Raw genomic sequence first — 23,813 nt, forward strand, 5'->3', positions numbered from 1 at the left:
CTGATTAACAATGATACGTTTCATTCCCTATAAAAGTTCCAAACATCATACCAGTAATCATATTTTGCATTAAAACTAGCAGTGCATCTGAACTTATTATCGAAATAAGTTTGTTAATCCCATTTGAAGATTACCCAAATACACGAGTTGTACATCCCTCCCTTTTCTTTCAATTATATCGACCCGATATCAAAACAAGTTGGCTCTAGTAAGATTGTAAACGGGTCCATGCACCTCATCATACCAACAAAAATAGGGACGCCAATTCGAGTGTGAATTGTGTCCCTATTTGCTATCCGCCCGCGAAAAGCGTCCGCTTGGAGCGAAAATCAACTAATACTCCCTTTTCCACTCTCTATTATTCCAAGTATCCTGTCAGTATTTTCGCGTATGGCGAATCAGCTGGCATGATGATTACTGTGTCTTCGCCGATTGTCCGTGAATAGGACTGCAGCGTACGGTAGAGATTGTAGAACTCTGGATCTTTCGAGAATGCGTTATTATAGATTTTAGCAGCTTCCGCTTCCCCTTCAGCATGGATGATGGCTGCGTCTTTCTTCGCTGTCGCAAGCATCTCTTGTACTCCCCGATCCGTTTCGGCCATAATTATCTTCTTTTCCGCATCTCCCTCTGAGAGATATCTTTGGGCAGTCGATTCACGTTCGGAAATCATCCGTGTGTAAATGGAATGTTCGTTTTCCTCTGGAAGATCAATTCTTTTCATCCGGACGTCAATCACTTCAATGCCAAAATTACCTTCATCAAGAAACTCGTTCACTTTCTGAGTGACTAGGTCATTCAAGTTGCCTCGTTTTGAATTTTCTTCATTGACGACATCTACGTAATCCAACTTACCCATCTCGTTTCGAATGACGGAATAGATGAATTCCTCCATGCGTGCTTCCGCATTGATGATATTTCGCGCATTGGAAATCATCTTCCTAGCATCCGTAATTTTCCACACAGCATAATTATCAATGATAATCCGTTTTTTATCTTTTGTGCTGATTTCTGCTTCTAAAACATTATAATTCATTTGATTTTTAGGCAAGCTTGTCACTGATTGAATGAATGGTATTTTCATGTTCAATCCTGGTTCGTCAATAATTCTCGTAATTTCACCGAATTGGCGTACTACCCGATATTCTCCTTCTTTTACTATGAATACATTCGCGAGTAGAATGACCGCAATTGCAAATATAACCGTCAAAGTAATTGCTGTCTTTACGAACTTTCTTGTGTTAAACGGCTTTTTGGAAGTGACAACCTTTTCCGTTCCAGACGGCTTTTTCTTTTGTGTACGTTGCATTTCTTTGAATTTATCTTCAATACTTTTGAATGGATTGTTATCGTTCGACATCAGTTCCCGCCCCCTTCCGTTTTCTGTTCAGCCGGTGGTGGTGTTTGGCTTTCCAATTGCTGCAACGGCAAGTATTTCAACGTTTCGCCATTATCATTCATAATATAGATTTTCGCTTGAGGTAATACTTGTTCCAACGTTTCAATGATCAGACGCTGACGTGTGATCGCCTTGTTTTTACTGTATTCTGCGTGCAGATCGTTGAATAGAGCGACATCTCCACGTGCTTGCTCAATACGTGCAGTCTTTTGTCCGAGCGCACGGGACTTAATTGCATCCCGTTCCCCGATTGCTTCACTTTCCCGCTGATTCTTGTATTTTTCGGCTTCATTGATTTTGGTGCTTTTCGTTTCACGGGCATCTGTAACGGCAGTGAATGCGGCACGGACTTCCGCATTTGGAAGCTCAACATCCTGCAATTTGACACCTTGAATCGAAATGCCTATATCATAATTCGTCATAAGTGTTGTCAATAATTCACGTGTCTTTGCTTCAATTTCCGCTTTTCCATCTGTCAATGCAGCATCAATCGTTGAACTTCCGATCACTGATCTGATGGAAGAAGACGTTGCATCATGTAGGATTTCCTGTGGGTTTTGCGAGTTGAATAAATACTTTTCAGGATCTGTAATTTTCCATTGGACTACTAAATCCGCGAGAACAATATATTCATCCCCAGTAATCATTTTTGTTTCTTTATCAAATGAAACGAGTTCTCCGTTAGGATCTTGCTTATATCCGAACTGAAGACTAAATGTCTCTTTTGAAAGTTTTTCAACTTGCTGGATCGGCCAAGGCATTTTAAAATGCAAGCCAGAATCTGTCACTGGACTACCTGCTTTTCCAAAAGTGATCACAACGGCCTGTTCTGATTCGTCCACTGTATACCATGTCGAAAATGCAATGATGAGCAATAACACTCCAGATATTACAAGACCCGCTGCCACCGAAGCTCGGCGTGTGCTCATTTGAATTCCCCCTTTATCTATGTATCTACTGTACTTACGGTCGAAGAGCGAATTTGGTTTCAAAAAAAATCCGCGTTAAGCGGATTTCTTTGGTAAATGTATAGTAAATATAGACCCTACTCCCAATTCACTATCAACGGTAACCTTTCCGCCATGCGCCTCGATGAGATGCTTGACGATTGCCAACCCTAGCCCCGTTCCGCCAGAGTCCCTGCTCCGGGCGCGATCCACCCGATAAAAACGCTCGAATAATCTTGGCAGCTCTGTCTTGGCGATTCCCATTCCTTCATCTTTTACTTCAATGATCGCCTCATCTGCAGTCTCAGAAGCATGTATCGAAATTGTCGTGTTCTCTTTCGAGTAATTGATGGCGTTTGTGAGCAAGTTGACCAATACTTGAATAAGTCTGTCGGCATCCGCTTCAACTGAAATGTTCGATTGGATGTCTTTTACAATAACCATATTCTTCTTTTCAAGCAGTCCACTAATGATCTTCATCGACTTTTCAATGACATCCGAAATGAGCACATTGCTTATTTGAAGTTGGAATCCTTCCCGCTCGATGCCTGACAGCTCCAAAAGATCGTTAATCAATAAATGCAATCGGTCGCTCTCTTTTTGGATGATTTCCAGGAAATCCTTTGAGGCTACCGGGTCTTTCATTGCTCCATCCAATAACGTTTCCGTAAAGCCTTTGATGGATGTGATTGGGGTCCTCAGCTCGTGTGAAACGTTGGCAACGAAGTCTTTGCGGATTTCCTCCAGTTTTACAAGCTTCGTTATATCATGTGTCACGACAATGATGCCGAGCCAATTGCCATGGCGTCCGATTACGGGTGCACCGTACACATTGAAATGGGATTGACCGTTCCGGATTTGTCTTTCATGCACTTGCTCTGTCAAAAACACATCCTCAATCAGACTTTCAATGCCCTGGGGCAGCCCGATCTCCATGAACGTTTTTCCTATCAATTCATCCCGGTTGTATCCAAACGTCTTTTCAAATACGCCATTCACTAAATTGACCGATCCTTCTCTTCCGAACATGAGCAGTCCATTGCCCATGCTTTCAATCAATGTTTTCAGACGTTCCTTCTCCATCGCCCGCAATATCGATGTTTCCTGCAAATTCCTTGCAACCTGGTTCACTGCGATGCCTAGTTCATGATCACTCCCTAAATCATCGATCGGTGTCCTTGCCAAATAATCGCCGCGTGCAATTTTCTCAGCAGTTTCCGTCACCAGATCAATCGGTTTCGCATAGTGCCTGATAATACGAGCACACAGCATAAGGGCAAGAAAATAAGCTATTGTCAAAATGATGATGAGGAAAATCCAATATTTACGCTGAACTTGCAATGTTATTCCGTGATCGATCATATGAAAAAACTGGCCAAGGACGACACCAAGACCAGTCAACAGAATCAAGAATATGACGGCAAAAGCGATTAACAGTCTAGAGTAGAGACCATTCATTTCAATTTCTGCTCCTCAAATTTATATCCAATCCCTCTAACCGTTTTAATGAAAATTGGTTTTCTTGTATTTTCCTCTATCTTTTCCCGTAAATGGCTGACATGCACATCAACGATCCGGGTATCTCCCGCAAAATCATAATTCCAAACCGCGCTTAATAGCTGATCGCGGGTAAGAACACGATTTTTATTTTGCATGAAATAGACGAGCAGTTCGAATTCCTTCGGGGTGAATTCCAATGCTTCATCATTCAAGTACGCCTCGTACTGCTCTGGATGTACGGTAAGTGAACCTGTACGAAGTGCCTGCCCCTCCTCTTCATCGATGCCGGTCCGCTCTCCGCTGCGTCGCAAGACCGCCTTCACTCTCGCAATCACTTCACGCGGACTGAATGGTTTCGTCATATAATCATCGGCACCGATTTCCAAACCAAGGACTTTATCGGTTTCCTCGCCTTTAGCTGTCAGCATGATGATAGGCGTATTAATATTCCGTTGCCTCAGGATTTTGCATACTTCTATGCCATCCATTTTCGGCAGCATTAGATCGAGCAGGATCAAATCCGGATTTTCATTTTCCACTTTTTCAACCGCCTGCTCGCCATCTGCAGCCATGATCGTTTCGAAATTGGATTGTTTCAGATTATAATCCAATAACGTGCGGATCGGCTGTTCATCATCAACGATTAAAATCTTTTGCATGATTTCCCAAATCCCCCTTAGATGCCTTTTCTTTTGTTATTCAATGAATGGGAATCAAAAATTCTCCATAGCATCCGACGTCAGGTTTTCCCTGACGGATGGCGGAATGACTGTCACAGTTCCCGAAATGACGGTTTTACCTTCCTCATTCGTCGCCTCGACCATAATAACGATCGAGTCTTTTTCTTTTTCCACTCGGATGACTTCAAATAGGAATTCAATTGTTTCATAATGATGCACATGAGTCGGGAATAGCAAGTGTTGCTCCGTCACATGCGACCCTGGGCCAGGCAAATATTTCGAAATGGCTGAGGTTACAATTCCATTCAACATGATCGTCGGCACAATCGGCTTGTCAAATTCGGTTTGCGATGCATAATCATGCTGGATGTACAGCGGATTTGAATCATTTGTCAAACCTAGGTAGAGAAGTAAATCCTTGTCCTCGATCTTTTCAGTGAGCTTCAACTTTTCTCCTTCAACGATCTTGTCGATTTCCCTTCCAATCCGCCTTTTTTTGCCTAATATCAACTTGCTTCCCCCTTCAATTTCCTGCACGGAATTATTGTTATAGAAAGTGTATCAATTTTCACTCCAAAAGAGAAGCGACTTGGTTGGCAATAAAAAACCGGGAAGCAACGGAGCTTCCCGGTAAACGTTAACTTATAGGTTTTTGATCAATTCGTCAGCAAACTCGGAAGTTTTCACTTCAGTAGCTCCATCCATCAAACGAGCGAAGTCGTAAGTTACGACTTTAGAAGCGATCGTTTTCTCGATAGAAGCAGTGATCATGTTTGCAGCTTCGTTCCATCCCATATGCTCAAGCATCATAACGCCTGAAAGAAGTACGGAAGAAGGGTTCACTTTGTCAAGACCAGCGTATTTCGGTGCTGTACCGTGTGTTGCTTCGAAGATTGCATGTCCAGTCACATAGTTGATATTAGCGCCCGGTGCGATACCGATTCCGCCGACTTGTGCAGCAAGTGCGTCGGAGATGTAGTCTCCGTTCAAGTTCATCGTTGCAACAACGTCGAACTCTTTCGGACGAGTCAAGATTTGTTGTAGGAAGATATCGGCAATTGCATCTTTAACGATGATTTTTCCAGTAGCTTCTGCGTCAGCTTGTGCTTTGTTTGCAGCATCTGTACCTTCAGCTTCTTTGATTTTATCATATTCGTTCCATGTGAATACTTTATCGCCGAACTCTTGCTCAGCCACTTCGTAACCCCAGTTTTTGAAAGCACCTTCAGTGAATTTCATGATGTTTCCTTTGTGGACAAGCGTTACAGATTTGCGGCCTTCTTTAAGTGCATAGTTGATGGCACCGCGGACAAGGCGTTTTGTCCCTTCCTCGGAAACCGGTTTGATACCGATGCCTGAAGTTTCTGGGAAGCGGATTTTATTTACTCCCATTTCGTTTTGAAGGAATGAAATCAATTTCTTCACTTCATCTGAGCCTTCTTGGTATTCAATACCTGCGTAAATATCTTCAGTGTTTTCACGGAAGATGACCATATCGCAGTCTTCCGGACGTTTAACAGGAGATGGCACCCCTTCGAAATAACGGACAGGACGCAAGCAAGTGTAAAGGTCCAACTCTTGGCGAAGTGCAACGTTCAAGGAACGGAAACCGCCGCCGATCGGAGTCGTCAATGGACCTTTAATAGCGATAAGGTATTCATCAATTGTGTCAAGTGTTTCTTGTGGCAGCCATTCTCCAGTTTCATTGAATGCCTTTTCCCCAGCAAGAACTTCTTTCCATTCAATTTTCTTTTCACCATTATATGCTTTTTCAACAGCGGCTTCGAGTACACGTGAAGCTGCGTGCCAAATATCAGGGCCAGTTCCGTCTCCAATGATGAATGGGATTGTTGCATGATTTGGAACGTTTAAAACGCCGTCAGTTACTGTGATTTTTGCCATTTTTCTATTCCTCCATTTCGAAATGAGGGGGCCGATAGTGATTCTACCGCCCCGGTGTATTACTTGTGGATCCAGCTGTAGCAACCGGGTACAAGTTATCTTTCGTTGATAGGCACGTATTTTTGCATATCCGGTCCGATATATTCTGCACGCGGACGGATAAGTCTATTGTTGGAATATTGCTCCAAAATATGCGCCGTCCAGCCCGAGAATCGCGACACCGCAAAAATAGGTGTGAATAAATCATGATCAATACCAAGTGAATGATATACCGAAGCTGAATAGAAATCAACGTTCGGCGGCAGGTTTTTCTCGCCTGTCACGATCGATTCGATTTGAAGGGACATATTATACCATTTCTCTTCTCCGCGAAGTTCTGTCAACTTTTTGGACATTTCACGGAGATGCTTCGCACGCGGATCGCCTTTGCGGTACACACGGTGGCCGAAGCCCATGATTTTCTCTTTATTGTCAAGTTTTTCTCTAATGTAAGACTCCACTTTATCTTCGTCGCCGATTTCCATGAGCATCTTCATGACCTGCTCATTCGCACCTCCGTGAAGTGGGCCTTTAAGCGCTCCGATTGCAGCTGTTATGCCGGAATACATATCGGAAAGTGTTGCCACACAAACACGTGCAGTGAAAGTGGAAGCGTTTAATTCATGATCAGCGTGTAGCACTAATGCTTTATTGAATGCTTCGATTGCGATTTCTTCAGGCTCTTCGCCTGTCAACATATACAAAAAGTTTGCTGCATAGCCAAGTTCCTGTTTTGGTGCAACTGGTTCTTGACCTTTACGGATGCGAGAGAAAGCAGTAACGATCGTTGCCACTTTCGCTTGAAGCTTGATTGCTTTTTCATAATTGGCTTCATCAGACATATCTTCGGCGTTTTCATCGTATAATCCGAGGAGGGAAATTGCTGTGCGCAATGCTGCCATCGGGTGTACTTCGCCAATCGGATAAGTCTTAAAATGATCGAGTACAGGCTGTGGAACCGACATATTATCCGCAAGTTGCTGTTTCAATTCCGCAAGCTCGTCCGCTTTCGGCAGACGTTGATGCCATAAAAGATAAACAACTTCTTCAAAACTTGCATTTACCGCAAGATCATCGATATCGTAACCGACGTATGTAAGAGTGTCATCAATAATAGAACTGATGGCGGACTGTGTCGCTACGATTCCTTCCAATCCTTTTGATGCTGTCATTTAAATCGCTCCTTCAGTCAATATTGCCTAGATATCTACAAAATCTTGCAAATACCGGCAAATCTACTTTTTATTTAGTACTGTCTGAAACGCTTACAAACCCATTATAAGCAAATAGTACAGTTTTGTGAATGGAAACGCTTGTTTTCTTCAGTAAATAATAGAAAAAAAGGATGAAAGCTTGCTAAAAAGTCATATAAAACAGCAAACTCTCCACTCTTTGGCCATGCAATGGGTTCCTGCAATTTTGGCAGGGATTTTCATATTTTTCGTTCCACCAGTCGGCATTGCAATCATCGTCGCCTATTTTACCGCTCCTATTTTACTAGCGTTCCGGGCGATGACCAAACTGCCCCTAACAATCGCCACCTTGTTCGTCATGCTTTCAATTTTATTCATTTTCAGCACGTTCAGTTTCATCGCACTGCATGGATTGATGGATACAGTTCCACTTCTGGAAAAACATCTTTCCACATTTACAGGCAAAACGGATTTGACAGGAAAAATCCTTTCATTCCTTGAAGAAAAGATTATTGAATATGGACATGCGCTCCTGGAATATGCCATTTCCTTCACCGCAACTTTTTTCCAACGTATTTTCAGCCTGTTCATCTTCATCGTCGCCTATTTCTTTGCCCTTCGGGAATCAGGAAAAAACAAGTTTTGGTTTCTCGTCTATTTTCCTGTTCGCATGCGTCAGTCCGCCAAACGTATATTCACAAAATCCGGTGAATTGTTCGGTACCTTCATCTTCGTAGAAGCACGATTGTTTTTATTGACGTTCATCATGATTAGCATTGCATTTTCTCTGCTCGGGTTCGAGTCGCCGATTGGCAGCGCATTTCTTGTTTCGGTCGCCGACAGTCTGCCTTTGTTGGGCATCGGGCTATTTCTCATACCCATGTCGGCTTTTTTCCTTTACTCCAACCAATTATTCGTCGGTGTGTCGCTCGCACTGCTCTATATTTTTGTCATGATGACCAGGCAATTGGCAGAATCATATATGTGGGCTTCCGCATTTCGCGTAAAGCCGATCCATGCATTTTTCATCACGGTTTGTTCACTCTACTTATTCGGGTTGCCTGGCATTCTGTTAACCCCATTTATCCTTTTTGCGGCATTAAAAATAAAAAAGCATCCGGTTTTCACCGGATGACAATTCGACCTTGTTTCATTTTCTTGTATATCCAACTGACGATAAACGGTCGAATGATATTTCTTGGCCCTTTAAATAAAAGTAACAGCCCAGCAACATCAGTAATGAAGCCTGGCATGATCAATAAAACAGCACCAAAGAAAATGCAGACACCATCGATTACGGCATTTCCCGGGGCTTCCATTGACCCCATCCTGTTTCGCAGATCAATCAAAGCCTTAAATCCTTGCCTTTTTGCAAGGTAAGCCCCTCCAATTCCGCTGATGAGAATAAGCAGGAGGGTCGGCATGATTCCGATTGTGTTGCCTGAATAGAGCAGGAGCATGATTTCCGCGGCTGGTACGAGAATAAATAACAGCAATAGCCATTTCATTCCACTACATCTCCAATCCTAAAAAGGCTGCTTCCGCAACAAGTCGGAAGACAGCCTCATAGCGTTATTTTTTATAGTACTCTTGCGTGTCCGTTATAAATGACTCCGGATTCTGCATCCATTGTTATATCTTTGCCATTCACTATAATTTCAGTTGCTTTTTCCACTCCGACGATAACAGGGATTCCCAAGCTGAGGCCGACGACTGCCGCATGACTTGTCAATCCGCCCTCTTCCGTTATTAATCCGGCACATTCCTCGATGGCAGGCATCATATCACGGTCGGAGGAATATGTGACAAGGATCTTCCCCTTCATATCATGCGCCATTGCCTCCTGCGCGTTGTGAGCGACAACCGCTTGGCCAAACGCGACCGACTTTCCGATTCCCTGCCCTTTGGCAAGCATATCGCCAATGACATGGATTTTCATCAAGTTCGTCGTTCCTGCTTCGCCGACCGGCACGCCTGCAGTGATGATGACGACATCGCCATGGGTGACGTATTGGTGCTTCACACTTTCCTCGACGGATTCCTGCAAAATTTCATCGATGGAATGCACTCTTTCACCTATGATCGGATAGATTCCCCAAACAAGTGACAGTTTCCTCGAGCATTCGTCCGAAGCGGTAATGGCAATAACCGGGCAACCAGGGCGATATTTTGCGATCATTTTGGCGGTATGGCCGCTTTCAGTAGGGGCAAGCACTGCTTTCACTTTTAAATTGATAGCCGTATAAGCTGCGGCTTGACCAATCGCTTCCGTCATATTGCCATGTTTTTCACGGCGGCGTGTGGAAACGACAGAACGGTAATCGACGGCATCTTCAGCCGTTTTTGCGATCCGATCCATCGTGCGGACGGATTCAACCGGATAGAGTCCCGCCGCTGTTTCCCCTGAAAGCATAATCGCATCCGAACCATCCAAAATAGCGTTCGCAACGTCACTTGCTTCAGCTCGTGTAGGGCGTGGATTCCTTTGCATCGAGTCAAGCATTTGTGTTGCTGTGATGACCGGTTTTCCAACCTGATTGCACTTCTCAATCATTTTCTTTTGGACGAGCGGGACTTCTTCTGCTGGGATTTCTACTCCTAAGTCGCCCCGTGCGACCATCAACCCGTCGGATACCAGCAAGATGTCATCCAAATTGTCGACACCTTCTCCGTTCTCGATCTTTGGGATGATATGGATATGGCCACCATCGTTTCTCTCCAGCAATTCCCGGATTTCCATTACGTCTGAAGCTCTTCGCACAAAAGAGGCTGCGATGAAATCGACGCCTTCACGGATTCCGAATAGAATATCCTCTTTGTCCTTTTCAGTAATTCCGGGAAGTTGGACCGAAACGCCTGGTACATTAACCCCTTTTTTGTTTTTCAATGTACCGGAATTGACAACAATCGTATGGATCAGACCTTTATCTGGATCTTTTCCGACAACTTCCAACTGAATCAGACCGTCATCCAATAGAATGACAGACCCTTTATCCACATCCTCAATCAGTTTTTCATATGTAACCGAAAAAACATTGTCGTCGCCTTCCACTTCAGTCATCGAAATATCGATATGATGACCTGTGATCAATTCGACTTGTCCGTTCTTCATGGAATGCGTCCGGATTTCAGGGCCTTTCGTGTCAAGCAGGATTCCGACGACTTTACCAGTCTTCTTTGACGCTTCCCTGATGGATTGGATTCGGGCTTTGTGCTCTTCATGTGAACCATGTGAAAAGTTAAGCCGTGCTACATTCATGCCTGCCTCCATCAACTGTTCAAGCAGCTCCGGTGATTCGCTGGCCGGCCCGATTGTGCACACAATTTTTGTCTTTCTCATCATCACAAAACGCCCCTTCGTATTGTACTCATCAAATGTAATAGTTAGATCAGATCGACAATTCTTTGGATAACTTGTACAGCCCCATATCCAAAGTATGGTCTTTTGGTGCAAATACCACTTCTAAGTCATAGTCTACCACCTTATGGTTTTGCATACCAATGGCGACTCCGCCACGTCCTTCTCCCAACACTTCAACCGCCCTTGCGCCATATTGGCTCGCAATGACCCGATCCCGTGCTGACGGTGAGCCTCCGCGCTGGATATGCCCCAGGACGGAAACGCGTGTCTCAATCCCAGCTTTCTCTTTCAACAGATCAGCCAAAGCCGAACCGGACATGACACCTTCCGCAACGACAATGATACTATGTTTTTTCCCACGGCCCGTACCACTTTGCAATCGGTTGATGATTTCGTCCATATCATAACCCTCTTCAGGTATGAGGATTGTTTCCGCCCCTCCTGCCAGGCCAGCCCAAAGAGCCAAATCCCCTGCATCCCGGCCCATCACTTCGATGATGAAAGTGCGTTCATGCGAGGTGGCCGTATCTCTGATCTTATCGATGGCATCTATGACCGTGTTCAGTGCAGAATCAAAGCCGATTGTGAATTCAGTACCATTAATGTCATTGTCGATTGTCGCAGGAACACAAACACACGGAATCCCCATTTTCACCAATTCGAACGCACCTCTGAACGATCCATCACCGCCGATGACGACAAGCCCATCGATTTGATGTGCTTTCATCTGGCGAAGTGCTTCTTTTCGGCCTTCTTCCGTCATGAATTCAGGAGAACGGGCGGATCTTAACATCGTCCCGCCACGCTGGATGATATCACCGACCGATCCGAGCTGCAACAGCTCGATTTTCCCTTGGATGAGTCCTTGATAGCCATTGAAAACACCCGCAACTTCAAACCCTTCATAAATCGCCTTCCGTACCACCGCACGTACAGCCGCATTCATGCCAGGCGCGTCGCCCCCACTTGTCAAAACGCCGATTTTCTTCAAATGGACCACCCCTTTTATGTAGTTCACTATGTATTAACTATCATATAACAGAACAAAAGCGCATGGCGCCTGACTAGAGGTGACGGGCATAAGGCAAAGATGCGGCGTGGCGCCTTTTGCCACAGAGCAACTTTGACTTATGACCCCGAACCTCTGGCGCCCGGAGTCTAGACGCAACGAAAAGATGCGGGGAAAGCCCGCACCTTATTCTGAAAATACGCCGATATTTCGAAACTTATTATACCGGTCTTCTATAATTGCAGTTGCATCCATTTTACAAAGCGAGTCCAATGAAGCTCTTAACACTTTCCTCATTTCCGTTGCTTGGGCTTTCGGATCCCTATGCGCTCCGCCGAGCACTTCAGGGATGATTTCATCAATAATCCCCATTTCCTTCAAATGAGGTGCAGTAATCTTCATCGCTTCAGCCGCCTGTTTGGAGAGGCTCGCATCTTTCCAAAGAATTGAAGCCGCACCTTCAGGTGAAATAACGGAATACGTCGAATGCTCGAGCATGTGAATGTGATTGGCAACGCCTAATGCGAGTGCTCCTCCACTCCCGCCTTCTCCGATAACGATTGAAATGACTGGAACTTTCAATCCTGCCATTTCAATTAGATTGCGGGCAATCGCTTCGCTTTGACCTCGTTCTTCAGCAGCTTTCCCTGGATAAGCGCCTTTCGTATCGATGAAGCAGATGATCGGACGGCCGAATTTTTCCGCCTGCTTCATTAACCGCAATGCTTTCCGGTAACCTTCCGGGTGCGGCATTCCGAAGTTCCGCTTCACGTTTTCCTTCGTGTCCTTCCCGCGCTGATGTCCGATCACCGTCACGGGCATCGATTCGAACGATCCGATTCCGCCAATGATTGCAGCATCATCCCCAAATGAACGATCCCCATGCAGCTCCATGAAATCTTCAAATAGCTCAGTGACATAATCCCTCGTCGTCGGACGTTCAGGGTGTCTCGCAACTTGTACGCGATCCCACGGTTCCATATTGCTATAGATTTCCGTTTCCAGATTGCTTAATCTTGTTTTCAATTTCCCGATTTCGTCAGTTAGATCGACTTCGTTCGTTGAAGTGAATTCTTCAAGTTCATTGATTTTCTCCCGAAGTTTCACAATCGGTTCTTCGAATGCTAACGTCTTACTCATCTTATTTACCCTCCCGTACATGCAGCCCGACCAGTTTAGCAAGGGTCTCCGTCAAATTACGGCGATCGATGACTGCATCGAGTTGTCCATGTTCCAAAAGGAATTCGGCTGTCTGGAAATTGTCAGGCAGCTTTTCCCTTACCGTCTGCTCGATCACCCGTCTACCTGCAAACCCGATCAGTGCCTTAGGTTCAGCTAGATTGATATCACCAACGGACGCGAAGCTTGCGGATACGCCTCCAGTTGTCGGATAGGTCATAACGGAGATGTACAGAAGCCCTTTGTCAGCATGGCGCTGCAATGCAACACTCGTTTTCGCCATCTGCATTAACGATAAGACACCTTCCTGCATACGTGCTCCACCGCTCGCGGAAAAGATGATGACAGGAATTCCTCTTTCTGTGGCGGCTTCAACCGCACGCGTGATCTTCTCGCCTACAACGGACCCCATTGAGCCCATGCGGAAATGGGAATCCATGATGGCGACTGCAACTTCATTTCCACCGATTTTTCCAATTCCGGTAAGAACCGCTTCATTTAATCCGGTCTTCTTTGAGTCCGACGCGATTTTCTCTGTATAGGAAGGGAATTTCAATGGGTTTTCCGACTTTAAATGGTCGTCCATCGATTTGAATGTGTCTTCATCAAAAAGACATTCTACACGCTCCCATGCCGTCATTTTAAAATGATGATCGCATTTCGGACAAACTTTTGCCGTTTTCATCAGATCCTTCGTCAAGATGATCTGTTTGCAATCAGGACATTTCGTCATGATCCCTTCCGGCACGTCATTTTTCGCATCGGCCGAAGGTATCGTTATTGCCTGCTTCTTTTTTGTAAAAAATTCACGGATCATTCTTCGTTTTCCCCCTTGATATGTTCAATCCACCGGTCATAAGCATTTAACGCTTCCGTAACGCTCCCGTCCATCAAATGCATGAGCAAAGCTCTTACTATGTCATTTTCTGTTCCATCTGTCATCTGCTCGAATGGAACCTTGCTATATCGTTTCAGTATAAACCAAATTTTTAAGGATAATCGGTTATCAGTCGCAATGATCATTTCCCGAATAACATCTTCTCGGAAAATCCCGCCATCTTCATCAAGCTTCATGAGCAACCCTTCCCAGACAGGAAGGCTGCGCTTTTGTTCATCCTCACAAATCGTTTGGATGGCCGCTTTTTCATGGATGGCGCGTGTGTCTGTCACATCCAATGCCGATTTAGGCTGCTGCATAATGAATGTCGACAGCACTTCGACGAGTTGGTGCTTTTTGAAATCGGCAAGGTATGTCCCTTCTCCGCGGCGGGTTTCAATGAGACCGAGCAGCTCGAGGCTTCTCAATGCTTCGCGGACTGTCGATCTTCCGACTTGCAGACGTTCCGCCAATACACGTTCGGACGGTAATTTGTCACCTGCTTTGATGCCTTCTGCCTTGATCATCAGCCTGAGTTCACCGACGATATCCAGAAACATCTTAGATGATGGTTTTGTATTTTGCATACGGCCGCCCCTCTTGGAATGTCGTAATCCGAGTGGTCTGACCACTTCTTTTTATAGCATACAGAAAAGTGATCCCATCGTAAAGGGATATCTAGGAATTAATAATGAAAAGACAAAAAGAGACATGAATCTACGTCTCTAGCACTGTTTGAAAAGTTGATTTCCGCTTGGGCGGACGCTTTCCGGGGCTTGCCCTCAGCCTCCTCGTCGCTTCGCTCCTGCGGGGTCTTCACGCTACGCTGATCCCCCAGGAGTCGCCGCCCTCCGCTTCAATCAATGGTGTCTTCCAGAAAACGAATATCGCAATGGGTTCGATTGATGTGAAGAAAAATGCAATAAACAATATAAATAAGAGGTTAATCAGCATCGATTTCAACAGTAAAATAAATATATAAATTAGAATCGATCAGAAAGGTACTAAGTAGCTCAACAACCTTCAAGAAAGTAACCGTTACTTTAATAGCATTTTCTCTTTACTATAAAGTTGTTCAATAAACGAACAGCTTTATCGACCTACAATAAACTTACCAATAATAGTCTCTCCATCAACATCATACAAAGGAATTTCTCTTGGTTTAGCTTCTTTTGTGAGTCTTACTGCTTCTGCAGGAGTTCTAGGCTGTGGACCTTCCAAATCTACTTTTTTTACATAACCTATTTTTCCGTTTTCACCTTTTGCCGACAGTAAATCCGGTTCTCCGAGAGTGATTGTCGCGTCTCCCATATTTGGACCATAAGTTTGCCCATTATCATTTATTGGATAACGGCCATTTGCTAAAATACTTTCCCTGGTCGGTATAAAGACATCCATCTCTATTTCACTGTTATTATTATCTTCTGCCTTTGGCAATGTTTCTTGTTGTGAACAACCAACTAACAAGAGTAACGAAATTACTGCTAAGACAAATAAATTCTTCCTCATTTTCTCCCCCCCTCGTATCATTAGAAGACCTTCTTGTCAAACTAAACTACTTCTTTAGTTGAATAAGAAGAAAGAGCCGTCTAAGCAGCTCAACGACCTTCAAGTAAAGCACCCGTTTCGTAAAAAACATTACTAATTCGAAAAGGTTTCCCCTTTATTCAAGTTCAAAGTATGATTGTTAATCGTGACAATATGGTTATTTATCCATTCCACATCAACCTTATGCATAGGGTCTTCGTAATAAATCCTCTTTTTAAACCAAAGGGGACCATTTACAATTCCTTCCACACTCATTGAGGTAGCTGCTCCACCGTTTAATGTATAAAAGTCGATGGTGATTTTAGAATCAGGCGATTGTGTCGTTTCAATGTGCTCTCTCGCAAATGTATTTACCCCTACCCCTAATAGAAAAATTGCCGAAAGTGGAATAGTAATTAGCACCGTCAGCCAACTTCTCCATCTCGCTCGCCTACTACTTTTGTCTTTAAATCCAATAATACCCGTAACGAGAGCAATAACAGCGAGTAACCATAAAGTCAAAGCAGGTGGTGCCAATTGCCAAGTTCGGTTATATGCCGCATACAAAGCTTGTAATGAAAGCGCTACTAATAACAAACATAAAATGAAAGACCACAGATTATATTTCCTTTCCAACAAATCACCTCTCGATTAGTATTTTGCGCATTCCCCAAACCAACTTGTTCTTCAACTAAACTGCTCCGTTAGTTGAAGATCATTATTTCACAATCTTTAATATATTTTAACATGGATTTCTCGTCATCCTTCCATATTTTTCTTTCTAATATCGAATTAGCAGGTGTTTTAGCACGCTAATTATCAACACCACATAAATTCATGCGGTGTTGTTAATTCAGGTGTCAATTGGGGTGCTAATTTGTCCGTATAAAACGTTTAAATGTTGATATTACAACAAAAAAGGGGACACCAATTCATATGTGAATTGAGCCCCAAACACTGTGTTTTTTACAGTTTTCTCCCCATCAACCGAACCCGTTACTGAATTAATCAGTAGGCTTAATTTTTCTCCCATACATACCATGGTAATTTATAATCCATTTTCTTACCTTGTTTACTATTTTTATCTATTACTATCCAATTACCATCTTTCTTTTGAACTTGATAATTCACATTTGTACCATCAGACTTTTTAAAGAGTATATAACCTGTATTGCCTTTTATAATGGTTACAGGGTCAATAACATTTTTGTAGGGTATCTTTCTTTCAGGAAGCAAAATGTTAATTACTATTTCTTCTGCAATATTATACAGAGATTTAAATTCTTTATTTATTTCTGCTTGGTATTGCAATTGATTGAATGTGTAAGTAGAGTAAGACTCTAAATTCAAATTAAAAGACTGTTTTATATCTGAAAGTGTTGCTTTATAAAATTCATTTATATCCTTTTCGAATTTATCGCCCTCATGCTGAAAGCTAATGGTTTTAACCCCAAATGGACTTATATTAAAAGTCATTGTTTCCTTACCATAAGGAGGGTCATGTGCATGTTCAAATGTTGTGACTTGTACTTCTACATTAAAATCAAAACTGCCTTCATGTTCTCTTGTAATCCTCAGAATTTTAACATCCTCATATTGTTTGGGATAACCATAATAATTAATAATTTCTTTACTTACGGAGGGGAATAGCGATGTAATCAAAGTATCATAAATAAGCTTATAATCAGGCTGTTCTCTTTGGGCCTCCTGATTCCCTGAAATTAATGTTAAAAAAGCATCCTTGTATATTTCCTCATTTTGGGGTTTTTCAGCAACCACTTGATGGTTATTAATATGGATACTAAGAAGGACAAAAGATAATATTGCCAGGAATTTCTTCATCGAATACTCCTCTAATATAGATTTAATTAATGAGTATTTTCCCCTGACATCTTTAAATTATTCTTCCCCTAAACTCCGTTAGTTCAAAATGAAAAAAGAGCCGTCTAGGCAATCCAACGATTTCCAAGTAAAACACCCATTTTTGAATTCATGTTTTCTACAGGTTGTTGCATTAGAGAAATAGATGTATTCGGACAATATATAGATATATATATATATCTACTGTCTAATATTTCCTTCAATTGAATCTTGGTACTTAATGATAAGGTTTCGTTGATTGGAGCGAACGCCGTTACGAAGAACGGCGTTTGCGAGCACAAGCGCAGCTTTGCGAGCAGGAATGCCAAAACGGATGCCGCCCCCGCGGAAAGCGTCCGCCTGAAGCGTAAATCAACGTTTTCCATGTGACTCCTAACTTTAAAGGACTTTTCGGTGGCCTCAATAAATAGGATGTACATTACTTCGCATAGGTCAGTCAATTTACATTTATTATTCTAAACCTTGTTAATCTGCTGGACGATCAGTTGTGTTTGGCCGTTGCGTTTTTCCATCGTTCCGGCAATCTGCACCATTGCAAGTTCTTGTAGATGGATGTTACTTGCGGCATACTGTCTTGGGAAAATGGTGCATGATAATTCTCCTGTTTCGTCTTGGAGCATTAGGAAGGCCATCGCTTCGCCTTTTTTTGTACGGATCCGTTTGATTTCACGGATCATGCCGGCTACTTTCAGCATGGATCGTTCTTTGGCGTCAGGTACAAGTACGAGGTCGACCATTTTTTCGTCAAGCGTCTTTTTCATTTCCAATGCCGGATGTTCGGATAAATAAAAGCCGAGTACTTCACGTTCATATTCGAGCATTGCAAATCTTGGCATCGACCCGCCCGGTGAGTATTTCGGCTTTGCTACCGAATAAATGATTTCGTGAAGCAAGTCGTCTCCTTCGGGGCTGACGAACTTGGCATGATTGCGGGCTGCTTCAATTGACGCAAGAAGGACGGATCGATCTTCCCCAAATTCATCAAGTGCTCCCGCCTTAATGAGAGGAATGATCGTTTTTTCGGTAAAGTTCGTTCCACCGATTGCCGCCGAGAAGTCGAAGAGCGTTTTCCAACCTTTGGGCGTCCGGGCTTCTTTGACGATGTTATAAAATGATGGGGTAACCCCTTTAATTGCCCCTAGTCCGATTCGGATCGAACCGTTTTCAACGATATGGGAGTACTTGCTCTTTTGAAGGGAAGGAGGAAGAATATTTATTCCTTTCCCTCTGATTTCATGGATGTATTCCATCGTCTTTTCCTGATTTCCAGTCGCCATCGACAACAGCGCAGCATAAAAATAGGCAGGCGCGTTCGCTTTGACATAGGCCAACTGATAGGAGATCAATGAATAAGCAACCGCGTGGCTCTTCGGGAATCCATAATCTGCGAATTTGACGATTAAATCATAGATCTCGCTAGCTGAACGTTCGGGGAAATTATTTTGTACGGCACTTTTAACAAAATGCTCCCTTTCCTGCCGGAGCACGTCACGCTTCTTTTTGCTGACAGCCCTTCGAAGTAAATCGGCTTCCGACATCGTGAATCCCGCAATCTGTACAGCAATTTGCATGATTTGCTCCTGGTATACAATGATGCCTTCTGTTTCCCGTAGGATCGGCTCCAGTTGTGGATGTAAATAATCGATTTTTTCCTTGTTGTTTTTCCTTCGGCTATACAGCGGGATATTTTCCATCGGTCCTGGACGGTATAAAGCGTTGATGGCATAAAGATCACTAAATTCATCAGGTTTGATGAGCCGTAAAGCATCCCTCATGCCGTCCGATTCGAATTGGAAAATCCCCGTCATATCCCCTTTCTTGAACAGATCGAATGTCTTCGCATCATTCAATGGAATATTTTCAAAGTGCAATTCCTTCCCCGTATCATGCTGAACCATTGATTGAATTCGATCCATAAACGTCAAATTGCGCAATCCGAGGAAATCCATTTTCAATAAGCCGATTTCCTCAACGTCCCCCATCGCCCATTGCGTCAAGTAAATATCGTCTCCGCCGGATTGAAGCGGAACCGTTTCGACTAACGGCATCGGGGACAGGATGACACCTGCAGCATGGGTCGATGCATTCCTAGGCAAGCCCTCCAGTGTTTTTGCAGCTTGAAACCATTTTGCTCGTACTGGATCCATCGCAATCCAGTCTTGAAGGGCTTTTGACTTGTTAACGGACTCTTCCAGCCTTTTACTATGCCCTTCCTGGATCTGCTTGGATAGGAAAGACATCTCCTCATTAGAGAAGTCGAACACCCTTGCAACATTCCGTGCGACAGACTTGGATGAAAGTGTGCCGAACGTAATAATTTGCGCAACATGCGCTTTGCCATATTTTCTCGCTACATATTCAATCACTTCCGAGCGCCGGTTGTCCGCGAAATCGATGTCGATATCCGGCATTGTAATTCTGCCGGGATTGAGGAAACGCTCAAAGATAAGTCCATATTTGATCGGATCGACATCGGTGATGCCAAGGGAGAAGGCGACAAGGGAACCCGCTGAGGAGCCCCGCCCTGGGCCGGTCAGAATGCCATTCTCCTTTGAAAAACGCATGAAATCCTCCACGATGAGGAAATAATCGGAGAAACCCATGTTTTCAATTACGGCCAGCTCTGCCCCGAGCCGTTCGTAATAAATCCGGCTAACGGTTCCAAGACGACGAATCAAGCCTTCTTCGCAATTCTTTTTCAGTAAAGAAGCCGACGTGTATCCTTCGGGAACCGGAAAAGCAGGCATTAACGTCTGGCTTGGAGGCAGCTCGGCATTGCACGACAACATGATTTCGGCCATTGTGTCAATCCATTCGGGATGATCGGAAAACCATTGCCGCAGCTCTTGCTCTTCAGGCACGTAGGCATCATATATTTCCATTTTCGGCCGTGAAGGATCATTCAGTTTATATCCGGATCGGATTGCTGTGGCCACCTCAAAAGCGAAGGCATCCTCTTCGGCAATATATCTTGATTCGTGAAAGGCGGTAACAGCTGTTTCCGTCTCTTCAGCTATACGCAAGATTTCATCCTCGACTTGGTGTTTTATGCCGCCTGGTCTGGAAATACCGATAAAGACCGTACGACACGCTTTTCGGATTGCCTCGATTGTGTCTGTTCCTCGTTTAGCATCCCACGAACGATCTGTCATCGGGCAAATGAACACACAACCTTCGCTATATGCCGGCAGCCATTTCAAAGGAAGTGTTTCCGGTTCCCTTGTTGACATCGCACTGCTTATTTTAAGAAGGTTGCCGTAGCCTTTGTCGTCTTTCGCGTAAGCATATAGCAACATATCAGCACCGTCATCCATCTCCAACCGGATGGATAATCCGACGACGGGATGGATGCCGTACTTTTCCATCACTTTGCAAAATGAACGGATGCCATACATCTTCGAATTAACGATGCCGACAGATTTAGCCCCTCTCCTTTGCAGAAGCGGGGCCAGATGATCCAGTTTTATAATGCCGCGCAGCAGATCGGCGCCGGTCACAATTTGTGGATAGACAAGTACCAATGAAAATCCCTCCGAACCGTTACTTCACCGCACATAATTGTTTCAATTTCGCAATGATCTCGTCGGATTTATCCCACGAATAAATGGAAGCCCCGGAAGCAAGCGGGTGGCCCCCGCCGTTGTATTCCGCTGCAAGTTGATTGATAATCGGTCCCTTTGAACGGAACCGGACGCGGATTTGATCGTCTTCCTCAACAAAAATAACCCATGCACAAATCCCTTTCACATCACCGAGGGACCCGACAAGTTGTGACGTTTCACTCGCTGTCACATTAAATTGTTCTAAAATCGATTTGTCGATTTTAATGAAAGCCGCGCCGTTTTCATCAATTGTGAACTGTTGATACATAAAGCCTTTCAAATGGAGCAAACGACGGTCCTCTTCGTACATCTCCGCGAATAGCTTCGTCCGATCGAAGTCGTATTTGATCAAACCGCTTGCAATCTCGAACGTTCTCACAGTTGCGCTTGGGAAAAGGAATCGGCCCGTGTCACCCACGATTCCCGCAAAGAGCAGGCGCGCGCATTCATCTGACATTTTCCAGCCATAATGTTCTTCCCCTTCCTCAAAGAGCAGGTAAATCATTTCCGACGTGGAACTTGCATCGGTATCCACCCACCGCATATCCCCATATGGATCAACATTCGGATGGTGGTCAATTTTTATAATAAAAGCGGCGTTTTCATAGGACGTCGCGTCAATCCGTTCTGTATTTCCTGTATCGGTGATGATGACAAGTGCACTTTCATAATCGTCTGGCCCAATTTCATCTTGAACAGCCAAATAAGTGAGCATGTCATCATGTGTCCCGGCTGCATACACTTTTTTGTCGGGATAGTTGGCTTTAATTAATTCCTTCAAGCCGACTTGAGAGCCGTACGCATCCGGATCGGGACGGACGTGGCGATGTATGATGATTGTTTCATATTGTTCAATTGTGTCGATGATTTGTCGTTTCAATTTGCAATTCCTCCGGTTATGAATGATTTCTATTCGCATTCCTCGAAAAAAGCCGCTACAATAAAAGAAGTTATTTGATGGAGGCTCTTTTATGAAAACTCTCAATTTCTTACTGGTCTTTTTGATTATTGCATCAGGGGTCTATTATTTTTATTTTAAAACTCGTCAGTTCAGAACAAGTCAAGTGTTCCCGATCCGGAAGAAATACTTCGCAAGCAAGGCCGGGGCATTTCTAGGCGGGCTTCTTTTCTTTTTCGGAATTAACCAGCTTATTCTGTTCGATGGGTTTGCAACATATGCCGTTTCCGGACTTTTCATCGTGTTCGGCGCCTATATTATTCTCTTTAATACGAAAGCGTCAAAGCATTACAAACAATTTATCGATGAAGAAACAAAGCTGAATGAAAACTGATGCGGCCGCCGCATCAGTTTTTTGTTTTCCTAATTTATCTTTCGAAAAGCTGGTACATGACCATCGCTTTGGCAATAAGTTCCGAATCCGAGAAAAGGTCGAAGTCCACTTTGACGAATCGCCTGCTCATATGGAGGATGCGCGGCTCGACGGTGACTGTATTCCCGAGCTGGACGTGCTTGATGAAATAGATCGTCATGTTTTCGGGAATACTTTCTCCCCTCTTCCGCATTTTGATTGCACGGTTTCCAACGTCGGTCAGCAACGTCGTCAGCGCACCGTATGAAAGTGAACCCAATTGGTTTGTCATTTGTGGAACGACAGTGAATTCAACATTTTGCGGTTGATCGGGCACGGCTTTCATTTGATTTTTAACGATATCATCGATTTTTTCCCCTTGCTGCGGCTGCCTTTGTGTCATCTGGAATGCTTTTAGGACATCTTGGCGGCTGATAATCCCTTCCAAAGTCCCACTATCGCTCACCACAGGCATTAAATCAATGCCCTCCCAAATCATACTATGGCCTGCGGATGCGACGCTCGTTTTGCCATTCACAGTGATGGGATGCTGGGTCATCACCTTCTCGATCAGTTCTGTCTTTTGCTTCCCGACTGCGTCGCGCGAAGTGACAATTCCGATCAATTTGCCTTTCCGATCAATGACCGGATATCCCGAATGCGCCGTTTCACGATTCACCTCATTGAAATAATCCACACTGTCCTTCGGTGAAAAAGTTATCGTTTCAGAAAGCGGCGTCAAAATATCTTCCACGAGTAGAATTTCCTTTTCAATCAACTGGTCATAAATCGCCCGGTTCAACATCGTTGCTACCGTAAATGTGTCATAACTGGATGAAATGATCGGCAAATTCAATTCATTCGCCAATTTTTTCGCTTCATCGGCGACATCGAAGCCCCCGGTGACAAGAACTGCCGCCCCTGCACTTAACGCAAGTTCGTGAGCCTTTAGCCTATTTCCGACAATCAATAAGCTCCCCGCATCTATGTACCGTTTCATATCATCAAGTTTCATCGCCCCGATGACGAATTTAGTCAATGTTTTATGAAGTCCGTCCCGTCCACCGAGAACGACGCCATCTACAATGTTGACGACTTCGGCAAATGTCAGCCTTTCGATATTCTCTTTTTTCTTCTTTTCAATACGGATTGTACCAACACGTTCAATCGTATTGACAAGCTTTTGGTTTTCAGCTTCTTTTATTGCCCGGTATGCCGTTCCTTCACTGACGGATAAGGCCTTGGCAACTTGGCGTACGGAAATCTTTTCGCCGACTGCCAACCCTTCGATATAACGTAATATCAGCTCATGTTTTGTCGACATCTTTTCACCTTTTTCTCTTTTTACCTGCCCCTATTTTATCATAAATCGGCAAGAATAGTGTTTACAGGAAGACTCGGGCATAT

At 44.0% G+C, this 23,813-nt stretch carries 21 protein-coding genes; 2 read left to right on the forward strand and 19 right to left on the reverse strand.

Features of this window, described 5'->3' with window-relative positions; translation table 11 throughout:
* Positions 1-358 precede the first annotated feature (358 nt).
* The 7 genes from hflC to citZ form a co-directional block, all read right to left on the reverse strand.
* Positions 359-1,360 carry a protease modulator HflC gene (gene hflC, locus ACFPTP_RS14330; protein WP_381446152.1) on the reverse strand — a complete coding sequence of 334 codons (1,002 nt, stop codon included), beginning with the start codon at positions 1,358-1,360 and terminating at the stop codon, positions 359-361.
* The gene (gene hflK / locus ACFPTP_RS14335; protein ID WP_381446154.1) at positions 1,360-2,328 is read right to left on the reverse strand and encodes an FtsH protease activity modulator HflK; all 969 of its coding nucleotides are present in this window, start codon (positions 2,326-2,328) and stop codon (positions 1,360-1,362) included. Before hflK ends, hflC begins: the two co-directional genes overlap by 1 nt.
* Before the next feature lie 75 nt (positions 2,329-2,403).
* On the reverse strand, positions 2,404-3,804 hold the full coding sequence (gene pnpS / locus ACFPTP_RS14340; RefSeq protein ID WP_381446156.1) for a two-component system histidine kinase PnpS: 1,401 nt from the start codon (positions 3,802-3,804) through the stop codon (positions 2,404-2,406).
* Entirely contained in the window at positions 3,801-4,508 is a 708-nt protein-coding gene (locus ACFPTP_RS14345; RefSeq protein ID WP_465269809.1) for a response regulator transcription factor, read from the reverse strand. The genes pnpS and ACFPTP_RS14345 overlap by 4 nt, the downstream gene beginning before the upstream one ends.
* Positions 4,509-4,559: 51 nt before the next feature.
* Positions 4,560-5,033: a MaoC/PaaZ C-terminal domain-containing protein gene (locus ACFPTP_RS14350; protein ID WP_381446797.1), complete on the reverse strand. Its 474-nt coding sequence runs from the start codon at positions 5,031-5,033 to the stop codon at positions 4,560-4,562.
* Between the two features lie 135 nt (positions 5,034-5,168).
* Complete coding sequence (icd, locus tag ACFPTP_RS14355; RefSeq protein ID WP_381446160.1) at positions 5,169-6,428, reverse strand: NADP-dependent isocitrate dehydrogenase; 1,260 nt, start codon at positions 6,426-6,428, stop codon at positions 5,169-5,171.
* A gap of 95 nt (positions 6,429-6,523) precedes the next feature.
* Entirely contained in the window at positions 6,524-7,639 is a 1,116-nt protein-coding gene (citZ, locus tag ACFPTP_RS14360; RefSeq protein WP_381446162.1) for a citrate synthase, read from the reverse strand.
* 181 nt (positions 7,640-7,820) lie between these two features.
* Here citZ and ACFPTP_RS14365 point away from each other — a divergent pair, with 181 nt between their 5' ends.
* Positions 7,821-8,795, forward strand: coding sequence for an AI-2E family transporter (locus ACFPTP_RS14365; RefSeq protein WP_381446164.1), 975 nt, complete (start codon positions 7,821-7,823; stop codon positions 8,793-8,795).
* Here the strand turns inward: ACFPTP_RS14365 and ACFPTP_RS14370 are convergent.
* From ACFPTP_RS14370 to ACFPTP_RS14420, 11 genes are all read right to left on the reverse strand, one after another.
* The gene (locus ACFPTP_RS14370) at positions 8,785-9,168 is read right to left on the reverse strand and encodes an FxsA family protein (RefSeq protein ID WP_381446166.1); all 384 of its coding nucleotides are present in this window, start codon (positions 9,166-9,168) and stop codon (positions 8,785-8,787) included. The genes ACFPTP_RS14365 and ACFPTP_RS14370 overlap by 11 nt on opposite strands.
* A gap of 71 nt (positions 9,169-9,239) precedes the next feature.
* Positions 9,240-11,000 (reverse strand): pyruvate kinase, encoded by a 1,761-nt coding sequence (pyk, locus tag ACFPTP_RS14375; RefSeq protein WP_381446799.1) that lies wholly within the window; start codon positions 10,998-11,000, stop codon positions 9,240-9,242.
* A gap of 49 nt (positions 11,001-11,049) precedes the next feature.
* A complete protein-coding gene (gene pfkA / locus ACFPTP_RS14380) occupies positions 11,050-12,012 on the reverse strand; it encodes a 6-phosphofructokinase (RefSeq protein ID WP_381446168.1) in 963 nt (320 codons plus the stop codon).
* A gap of 204 nt (positions 12,013-12,216) precedes the next feature.
* Positions 12,217-13,170 carry an acetyl-CoA carboxylase carboxyltransferase subunit alpha gene (locus ACFPTP_RS14385; protein WP_381446170.1) on the reverse strand — a complete coding sequence of 318 codons (954 nt, stop codon included), beginning with the start codon at positions 13,168-13,170 and terminating at the stop codon, positions 12,217-12,219.
* 1 nt (position 13,171) lies between these two features.
* Positions 13,172-14,026, reverse strand: coding sequence for an acetyl-CoA carboxylase, carboxyltransferase subunit beta (gene accD, locus ACFPTP_RS14390; protein ID WP_381446173.1), 855 nt, complete (start codon positions 14,024-14,026; stop codon positions 13,172-13,174).
* Complete coding sequence (locus ACFPTP_RS14395; RefSeq protein WP_381446175.1) at positions 14,023-14,673, reverse strand: FadR/GntR family transcriptional regulator; 651 nt, start codon at positions 14,671-14,673, stop codon at positions 14,023-14,025. The genes accD and ACFPTP_RS14395 overlap by 4 nt, the downstream gene beginning before the upstream one ends.
* Before the next feature lie 505 nt (positions 14,674-15,178).
* Entirely contained in the window at positions 15,179-15,595 is a 417-nt protein-coding gene (locus ACFPTP_RS14400) for a metal ABC transporter substrate-binding protein (RefSeq protein WP_381446177.1), read from the reverse strand.
* Positions 15,596-15,727: 132 nt separating this feature from the next.
* The gene (locus ACFPTP_RS14405) at positions 15,728-16,249 is read right to left on the reverse strand and encodes a DUF5412 family protein (protein WP_381446179.1); all 522 of its coding nucleotides are present in this window, start codon (positions 16,247-16,249) and stop codon (positions 15,728-15,730) included.
* Positions 16,250-16,630: 381 nt separating this feature from the next.
* The gene (locus ACFPTP_RS14410; protein ID WP_381446181.1) at positions 16,631-17,455 is read right to left on the reverse strand and encodes a DUF3888 domain-containing protein; all 825 of its coding nucleotides are present in this window, start codon (positions 17,453-17,455) and stop codon (positions 16,631-16,633) included.
* 494 nt (positions 17,456-17,949) lie between these two features.
* The gene (locus tag ACFPTP_RS14415) at positions 17,950-21,015 is read right to left on the reverse strand and encodes a DNA polymerase III subunit alpha (RefSeq protein ID WP_381446183.1); all 3,066 of its coding nucleotides are present in this window, start codon (positions 21,013-21,015) and stop codon (positions 17,950-17,952) included.
* A gap of 19 nt (positions 21,016-21,034) precedes the next feature.
* Positions 21,035-21,976: a DHH family phosphoesterase gene (locus ACFPTP_RS14420; RefSeq protein ID WP_381446185.1), complete on the reverse strand. Its 942-nt coding sequence runs from the start codon at positions 21,974-21,976 to the stop codon at positions 21,035-21,037.
* A gap of 91 nt (positions 21,977-22,067) precedes the next feature.
* On the opposite strand from ACFPTP_RS14420, the gene ACFPTP_RS14425 reads away from it, so the two are divergent.
* Positions 22,068-22,388, forward strand: coding sequence for a YtpI family protein (locus tag ACFPTP_RS14425; protein ID WP_381446187.1), 321 nt, complete (start codon positions 22,068-22,070; stop codon positions 22,386-22,388).
* 34 nt (positions 22,389-22,422) lie between these two features.
* Here ACFPTP_RS14425 and ACFPTP_RS14430 read toward each other — a convergent pair whose 3' ends face one another.
* A complete protein-coding gene (locus ACFPTP_RS14430) occupies positions 22,423-23,730 on the reverse strand; it encodes a DRTGG domain-containing protein (protein ID WP_381446189.1) in 1,308 nt (435 codons plus the stop codon).
* Positions 23,731-23,813 lie beyond the last annotated feature (83 nt).

The sequence above is a fragment of the Sporosarcina koreensis genome, assembly GCF_042655825.1.
Taxonomy (GTDB): Bacteria; Bacillota; Bacilli; order Bacillales_A; family Planococcaceae; genus Sporosarcina; species Sporosarcina koreensis.